Origin of the sequence: Kocuria rhizophila (assembly GCF_003667225.1) — a bacterium.
GTDB classification, from domain to species: domain Bacteria; phylum Actinomycetota; class Actinomycetes; order Actinomycetales; family Micrococcaceae; genus Kocuria; species Kocuria rhizophila.
The window spans coordinates 1-8,055 of the sequence record NZ_RCOM01000096.1 but is presented as its reverse complement, the minus strand read 5'-3'; the positions used below and the strand labels follow the sequence as shown (position 1 = coordinate 8,055).

Annotated in this window: 6 protein-coding genes; 5 read left to right on the top strand and 1 reads right to left on the bottom strand. The window is 72.0% G+C overall.

The window, feature by feature from the left end:
• The first annotated feature begins 129 nt into the window (after positions 1-129).
• A complete protein-coding gene (locus tag D9R02_RS10490) occupies positions 130-1,770 on the top strand; it encodes an SLC13 family permease (RefSeq protein ID WP_052239284.1) in 1,641 nt (546 codons plus the stop codon).
• Between the two features lie 264 nt (positions 1,771-2,034).
• Here the strand turns inward: D9R02_RS10490 and D9R02_RS10485 are convergent, their stop codons facing one another.
• Positions 2,035-2,652 carry a Dps family protein gene (locus tag D9R02_RS10485; RefSeq protein ID WP_019311032.1) on the bottom strand — a complete coding sequence of 206 codons (618 nt, stop codon included), beginning with the start codon at positions 2,650-2,652 and terminating at the stop codon, positions 2,035-2,037.
• Positions 2,653-2,846: 194 nt separating this feature from the next.
• On the opposite strand from D9R02_RS10485, the gene D9R02_RS10480 reads away from it, so the two are divergent.
• The 4 genes from D9R02_RS10480 to D9R02_RS10465 form a co-directional block, all read left to right on the top strand.
• Positions 2,847-4,952, top strand: coding sequence for an NADPH-dependent 2,4-dienoyl-CoA reductase (locus D9R02_RS10480; protein WP_121566883.1), 2,106 nt, complete (start codon positions 2,847-2,849; stop codon positions 4,950-4,952).
• 248 nt (positions 4,953-5,200) lie between these two features.
• Positions 5,201-6,028: an FHA domain-containing protein gene (locus tag D9R02_RS10475; RefSeq protein ID WP_019311030.1), complete on the top strand. Its 828-nt coding sequence runs from the start codon at positions 5,201-5,203 to the stop codon at positions 6,026-6,028.
• A 1-nt stretch (position 6,029) separates the two neighbouring features.
• The gene (locus D9R02_RS10470) at positions 6,030-6,545 is read left to right on the top strand and encodes an FHA domain-containing protein FhaB/FipA (RefSeq protein WP_121566882.1); all 516 of its coding nucleotides are present in this window, start codon (positions 6,030-6,032) and stop codon (positions 6,543-6,545) included.
• Positions 6,546-6,548: 3 nt separating this feature from the next.
• Positions 6,549-8,055 (top strand): PP2C family protein-serine/threonine phosphatase (locus D9R02_RS10465; protein ID WP_121566881.1); only part of this gene is annotated, 1,507 nt, incomplete at its 3' end.

The window sequence follows — 8,055 nt, the reverse complement described above, 5'->3', positions numbered from 1 at the left end:
GGGCCGCGCCGGTCCGACGCGTTCACAACCTGTCACGCGGGGCCGGCCCGGCGCGGCCCCGGGGTCCCCTCCCCCGCCCTCACCTACGCTGGAGGGGATCCCCTTTCCCACGACGATGTGGAGAACACCATGAGCCACCCGGCCGTGCCCGGCGCACACCTGAAGAACCTGGACCCGGATCCGCACCGCGGCGAGGAGGTGAACTTCCAGTCCCCGGGTGAGCGGGCTCCGGCCGAGAAGCCGCACACCCGCACGATCCGGCTGCTGGGACTGCTCGCGGGTCTCGCCCTCGCCGTGGCCATCTACGCGCTGATGCCGCAGGACGTGCCCCACAACGCCAAGCTCACCGCGGCCACCGCCGTGCTCATGGGCGTGTGGTGGATGACCGAGGCGCTGCCGCTGCCCGCCACGGCACTGATCCCCCTGGTGGTGTTCCCCACGCTGGGCGAGGACATCACGCTCGACAAGGTGGGCGCCTCCTACGGCAACAACATCATCTTCCTGTTCATGGGCGGGTTCCTGCTGGCCCTGGCCATGCAGCGGTGGAACCTGCACCGGCGCATCGCGCTGCTCACCGTCAAGGTCATGGGCACCAAGCCCTCCCAGATGGTCGCCGGGTTCATGGTGGCCACGGGCTTCCTGTCCATGTGGGTGTCCAACACCGCCACGGCCGTGATGATGCTGCCGATCGGCGTGTCCGTGCTGCTGCTCGTGACCAAGATCGGCTCGGGTGACGGGGAGACCGCCCCGGCCACCGCGGAGGCGGGGGAATCCCGCGACACCGGGGAGGTGGACCTGCAGGACGACCAGCTCAAGGAGGAGGTGGTCAAGTCCAACTTCGGCACCGCCCTGATGCTCGGCATCGCGTACTCGGCGTCCATCGGCTCCCTGGGCACGATCATCGGCACCCCGCCCAACACGCTCATGGCGGGCTACCTCTCGGACGCGCACGACATCACGATCGGCTTCGGCCAGTGGATGCTCGTGGGCGTTCCCCTGGCCGTGGTGCTCATGGCCCTGTGCTGGCTGCTGCTCACCAAGGTTCTCTTCAAGCCCGAGATCAGCGAGATCCCCGGCGGCAAGGAGCTGATCGGTGAGGAGCTGCACAAGCTCGGCCCCATGTCCTCGGGTGAGAAGCGCGTGCTCGCGCTGTTCGTGCTGGCCGCTGCGGCGTGGATCCTGGTGCCCATCCTCTTCGACGACCCCATGATCTCGGACGCCGGGATCGCGGTGGCCGTGGGCCTGCTGCTGTTCCTGTGCCCCGCCGGCGCCGCACCGGGCGTCCGGCTGCTGGACTGGGACACCGCGGTCAAGCTGCCGTGGGGCGTGCTGCTGCTGTTCGGCGGCGGCCTGGCGCTCTCCGCCCAGTTCTCCACCTCGGGGCTCACCGAGTGGATCGGCCAGCAGGTCCAGGGCCTCGGCGGCCTGCCCGTGGTGCTGCTGGTGCTGCTCATGGCGGGCGGGATCCTGCTGCTCACCGAGCTCACGTCCAACACCGCCACCGCGGCCACGTTCCTGCCCGTGGCGGGTGGCGTGGCCATGGGCATCGGCGTGGACCCCATGCTGCTGGCCATTCCGGTGGCGCTGGCCGCGACGTGCGCGTTCATGCTCCCCGTGGCCACCCCGCCCAACGCCATTGCGTTCGGCTCGGGCTACGTGACGGTGAGCCAGATGATCCGGGGCGGCGTGTGGCTCAACCTCATCGCCCTGGTGCTGATCACCATCACCACCATGACCCTGGGGGTGTGGGTCTTCGGCCTCACCTTCTGAGCCCGCTCCGCCGGGCCCACGACGCCGCCGCGCACCCCTGGGGGCCCGGCGGCGTCGTCGTACGGGGCGCGGGAGGCGTGCCGGGACTGGGACACGCAGGGAGACCAGCCGGCTCGTGCGCATGGTGGCAGGGGGTGCGGGGAGAAGAGCCCCGCGGGGCAGTGCGGGGCGCGCGGCCCGTTCCGCGGGCGTGCACGCATGCGAAGGCCCCGGGGTCGCGCGGGGCGATCCCCGGGGCCGTTGCGGAACCCTGGACGGGTGGGACTACTTCTTCTTGGAGCCCTTGGCCGAGGTGCGGGAGGACTTGGCCGCGCCCTTGCCCCCGGTGGCGGACTTCGCGGCGGTCTTCTCCGTGCGGGCCCCCGCGTGGTCCAGCACGCCCGCGCCGGACTCGATGTGCGAGCGTATGAACCACTGGAACAGCTCGAGACCGCGGACCTGGCCGATCAGCATGTCCTCAGTGATGGGGTCCACGTCGCTCACGCGGGCCAGCGCCTCGCGGTGGTCCGAGATGACGCCGTCGTACACGAGGTCCAGCGCGGCGAGGTGCTCCACGCCCGACGCGCGGTTGATGTCGTAGTCGTCCCACGTGCGCTCGGCCACGATGGCGCCGGGCAGACCGTTGGGGGACACGCCCATGGTGGCCATGCGCTCGGCGAGGTCGTCCACGTAGCCGCGGACCTCCTCGATCTGCGGGTCCAGCATCTCGTGCACCGCGATGAAGTTGGGGCCCACCACGTTCCAGTGGGCGTGCTTGAGGGTCAGCTGCAGGTCGTTGAGGGCGTGCAGGCGCTGCTGCAGGATCTCCGCGACGGCGTGGCCCTGCGCGGTGGTGAGACCCGGGACGGTGAAATTGGCGTTCCGGGTGGACTTCTTGGCCATGACAACCTCCTGGTGGAGTCGCGGCTGCCAGCACGGGATCGCACCGGGCCCGACTTATTGTGATGAATTCAGAATAACAAGCCGACGGCGAGCGCACCAGGGTGCGGACGACGTCGCCCGCGCCTCCCCGGGGGATTGGTGATCCTGCTCACGCACTCTAGGGTGGAGAAAATACCTGAGACCTGGAGTATCGGATGACTGCCTACCCCCACCTTCTGTCCCCGCTGCGCGTGGGGTCCCTGACCCTGCCGCACCGCGTGATCATGGGGTCCATGCACACCGGCCTGGAGGAGACCCCGGGCGGTGAGCAGGAGCTCGCGGACTTCTACGTGGAGCGGGTGCGCGGCGGAGCGGGGCTGATCGTCACGGGCGGCGTGTCCCCCAACCGGGAGGGTGCCGCCCGCGAGGGCGGGGCGCACCTGAGCGAGGAGTCGCAGCTGCCCCCGCACCGCACGGTCACCGACGCCGTGCACGCGGAGGGTGGCCTGATCGCCCTGCAGCTGATGCACAGCGGCCGCTACGCCATGCACGCGGACGCCGTGGCACCCTCCCCTCTCCGCGCACCGATCAACAAGGTCACCCCACGCGAGCTGAGCACCGAGGACGTGGCGCGGACCGTGGAGGACTTCGCGCGCGCCGCGGGTCTCGCGCAGCAGGCCGGCTACGACGGCGTGGAGATCATGGGCTCGGAGGGCTACCTGATCAACGAGTTCCTGGTGGCGCACACCAACCAGCGCACGGACCACTGGGGCGGCTCCCCCGAGGCCCGGCGGCGCTTCGCCGTGGAGGTCGTGCGGCGGGTGCGGGAGGTCACCGGCCCGGACTTCCTCGTGATGTACCGGCTCTCCGCCCTGGACCTCGTCCCGGACGCCCAGGAGTTCGAGCAGGTGCTCGCGCTGGGGCGCGAGGTGGAGACCGCCGGCGCGTCGATCGTCAACACGGGCATCGGCTGGCACGAGGCGCGGATCCCCACGATCGCCACGAGCGTCCCGCCCGCCGGCTTCACGTGGGTGAGCCGCGCGCTGCGTGAGCACCTGGAGATCCCCGTGGCCGCGGTCAACCGCATCAACACCCCGGAGATCGGCGAGGCCGTGATCGAGCGGGGGGACGCGGACCTCGTGTGCCTGGCCCGCCCGTTCCTGGCGGACCCGTCCTTCGTGTCCAAGGCCCGTGAAAACCGCCCGGACGAGATCAACACGTGCATCGCGTGCAACCAGGCGTGCCTGGACCACACCTTCTCGGGCAAGCGGATGTCCTGCCTGGTCAACCCGCGGGCCATGCGCGAGACCGAGCTCGTCCTGGGGCCCACCCGCACGGCCGAGCAGATCGCCGTGGTGGGCGCGGGCCCCGCCGGTCTGGCGTTCGCGGAGGCCGCCGCGCAGCGCGGGCACCGGGTGACCCTGTTCGAGGAGCACACCGAGATCGGAGGCCAGTTCCAGCTGGCCCGGCTCATCCCCGGCAAGGAGGACTACGCCCACACCATCCGCTACTTCCGCACCCGCCTGGCGGAGCTCGGTGTCACGGTGCACACGGGCCGCACCGCCACCGCGGCGGACCTGGGGTTCGCGGACCGGGTGGTGCTGGCCACGGGGGTGAATCCGCGGGTGCCCGGGATCCCCGGCGAGGACGGACCCACCGTGCTCGGCTACAAGGAGGTCCTGGGCGGAGCGCCGGTGGGTGAGCGCGTGGCGATCATCGGCGGCGGCGGCATCGGCTTCGACGTGGCCCACTTCCTCACGCACGACCCCCGCGCGGACTTCTACGAGGAGTGGGGCGTGGACCGCACCCTCGAGGCGCGCGGCGGACTGCTGCGCCCCGCCCCCGCCGCGCCCCTGCGCCGCGTGAGCGTCCTGCAGCGCACCCCGGGCAAGCCGGGAGCGCGACTGGGCACCACCACGGGCTGGATCCACCGCGCCGAGCTGCGCATGGCGGACGTGCAGTTCGTCACCGGTGTGCAGTACCAGCGGATCGACGAGCAGGGCGTCCACGTGCTCGTGCCGGAACCGGATGCGGCGGCCCCGGAAGCCGGCCGTGCGGCGTCGTCCGGGGCGTCCCGGACCGGTGGCACGGAGCGTGCGGCGGGAACCACGGCGGTGGCCGAGGCCCCCGCCCTGCGGGAGCTGCTGGTGCCCGCGGACACCGTGGTGCTGTGCGCGGGCCAGGAGTCCCGTGCTGATCTCGTGGACGAGCTGCAGGGCGAGCGTCCCGTGCACGTGGTGGGCGGAGCGCACGTGGCCTCCGAGCTCGACGCCAAGCGCGCCATCAAGGAGGCCGTGGAGCTCGCCGCGTCCCTGCCCTGACCGGGTGTGCCCCACGAGGCTCGGGGCCGGCCACCGCGACACCGGGAGGGTCACCCGGACGACGCGCCCGGCGCCGGACCCGGATCCCCCGGACGGCGGGGCGCACTGCGGTGCACGGGCGGGGCTGTCACCACCCGCCCAGTCCGGCCGGTTACTATTCTGGGAACTGCCCACGACCGTGTGCCCCACCGCGCCCCTCGCGGCGGCACGGAGAACGCCGCCACTGGCCGAGCGAGAAAGGAGGCGGAATGGGTTTCTGGACCGGACTCGAGAACGGCATCGAGAAGGCCGTGCGCACCGCCTTCACCGCGGGGTCGCGCAAGCGCGTCGAGGCCGTGGAGATCGCGAGCGCGCTGCGCCGCGAACTGGACCAGGAGTCCTTCGGAGTCTCCGGCGGGCGCACCATGGCACCGAACGTCTTCACCGTGGAGTTCTCGGACGACGACTTCCCGCGAGCCCAGGAGTGGGGCGTGCAGCTGGCGGAGGAGCTGTGCGACGTGGTCATCCGCCACGCCCGGTCCCAGGCCTACACCCTCCAGGGCGCTGTGCGGGTGAGCTTCGTGCGCGAGCCCGAGCTGGAGACCGGCGAGTTCCGGATCCTCTCGTCCTTCGAGCGCACCAGCACCCCGCAGGCACCCGCGGACGCCGGGACCTCCGCGCGAGCCCCGCAGCCCCCGGCGCCCGCGCCGCACGCCCAGGGGTACGCCGCACCCGGCCACGACGACGCCGCCCCCGTCCCGCCCGCTCCGGAACCCGTGGTGCCCCGGTCCGCGCCGAACGCCGTGCCCGTGATCGAGGTGGGCTCCGAGCGCTTCTCCCTCAACGCCCCGAGCGTGAGCGTGGGCCGTTCCGCGGAGGCGGACATCACCGTGGAGGACACCGGGGTCTCCCGCAAGCACCTGGAGATCCGTCGCCAGGGCCAGAACTACCTGGCTGTGGACCTCGGCTCCACCAACGGCTCCTCCGTGGACGGCCAGAGGATCCAGGGCCGCGCCCAGCTCGTGGACGGCTCCGTGATCACCATGGGACGCACCAGGCTGGTCTTCCGGCTGCTGGTCCCGAAGGAGAGGCGCTGACGTGTCCGAACTGACCGTGACCCTGCTGCAGTTCGGCTTCCTGGCACTGCTGTGGCTGTTCATCGCCGCCGTGGTCTTCTCCCAGGCCCGCGACCTCAGCGTGAGCGGCAAGGCCCGCTCGCGATCCCGCGGCCGCACCCGCTCCGCCGTGGCCACCGAGGAGCCCCCCGGTCGTCGCGCTGAGCCCGCCGCTGCCGCCGCTCCCGTGACGGGTGGTTCCAGGCACCGGCCCCAGCAGCTCGTGGTGCTCGACGGCCCGCTCGCGGGCAGCAGCTACCAGCTGGGCGCCGCGCCCGTGATGCTCGGCCGCTCCCCCGAGGCCACCGTTCCGCTCGAGGACGACTACGCCTCGGGCCGCCACGCCCGCCTGTTCCCGCAGGGCTCACGCTGGTTCCTGGAGGACCTCGGCTCCACCAACGGCACGTTCGTGCAGGGCCAGAAGCTGACCCGTGCCGCGGCCGTGGAGCCGGGTGTCCCGTTCCGCGTGGGACGCACCGTGATGGAACTGAGGCCGTAGCCCATGCCCATCGCCTTCCGCTACGCCGCTCGCTCCGACGTGGGGCGCGTGCGCTCCAAGAACGACGACTCCGCCTACGCGGGCCGGTACCTGGCCGTCGTCGCCGACGGCATGGGCGGCCACGTGGGCGGCGACGTGGCCTCCGCCTCCGCGGTGATCGACCTCACGCACCTGGACCACGCGGGTCACGACGGCGACGCCGAGACCGTGCTCGCGGACGAGATCCAGAACGCCAACCAGAACCTCGCGAAGCTCGTGCAGTCCAATCCCCGGCTGGGCGGGATGGGCACCACCGTGACCTCCCTGCTGATCGACGGGGACGAGATCTCCGTGGCCCACATCGGGGACTCCCGCGCGTACCGGCTCTCCGAGAGCGAGGGCTTCCAGCAGGTCACCACGGACCACACCTTCGTGCAGCGCCTCATCGACGAGGGCCGGCTGCACCCCGAGGAGGCCGAGACCCACCCCCACAAGAACGTCCTGATGCGCGTGCTCGGGGACGTGGACGCCTCCCCGGAGCTCGAGGTCCGCACCGTGCGCCCTGCCGTGGGCGAGCGCTGGCTGCTGTGCTCAGACGGCCTCAACGCCGTGGTCAACGCCAGGACCATCGAGAGCGTGATGCGCTCCACGGGTGACCTCAACCAGATCGTGAACTCGCTCGTGGAGCTCACCCTGGACCGCGGCGCCCCCGACAACGTGACCGTGGTGGTCGTGCAGGTGGACGAGATCCCCCACGGCAACGAGGCGCACCCCATGACCGGGGAGGGTCACGGCGCCGTGCCGGACGAGTCCCGCACCTCGGACGAACGGCTGCGCGTGGAGACCTACGAGGCGCTCGAGGACCACTGGAACGGGCCGATCGACTCGCCCGTGGCCGGTGGCGGGCACGACTACCGCGAGCCCGGGCGCCAGGACCCCGCCGATCAGGAACCACCGCAGTCCTCGGCCTCGGCGCTGCGCCAGGACCTCGCCGAACGCCCCCACCTCCTGGTGGGCGCGGCGGCCAACGCCACCCAGACGGGCCGGATCCCCACGGTCTCCGACTCCGCGATGCAGCGCCGCTCCACCATGCTCTCCACCGCCACCCTGGAGGAGACCACCGACCCAGCCGAGGTGCGCAGCCTGCTGCGCCGCAAGGGCGAGGACCCCGAGCCCGGGACCAGGCGGCGTCGTGCCGCGTGGATCGCCGGCGGTGTGGTGCTCGCGGTCGCGCTGCTGCTGGGCGGCTGGGGAGCCCGCGCCTGGACGTCGTCGCAGTACTACGTGGGCGAGGACCAGGGAAAGGTGGCCGTCTACCAGGGCGTCTCGCAGAGCCTGGGTCCCATCGCGCTGAGCGAGCTCGACTCCACCACGGACATCCCCGTGGACTCCCTGTCCCAGTACGCCCAGGAACGGGTGCGCGCCACGATCCCCGCCGGGAGCCGCGAGGAGGCGGAGGAGATCGTGGTGGAGCTCAAGAACTCGAGCAGCCCGGAGCCCCGCCCCACCGGCAAGGTGACCGTCACCACAC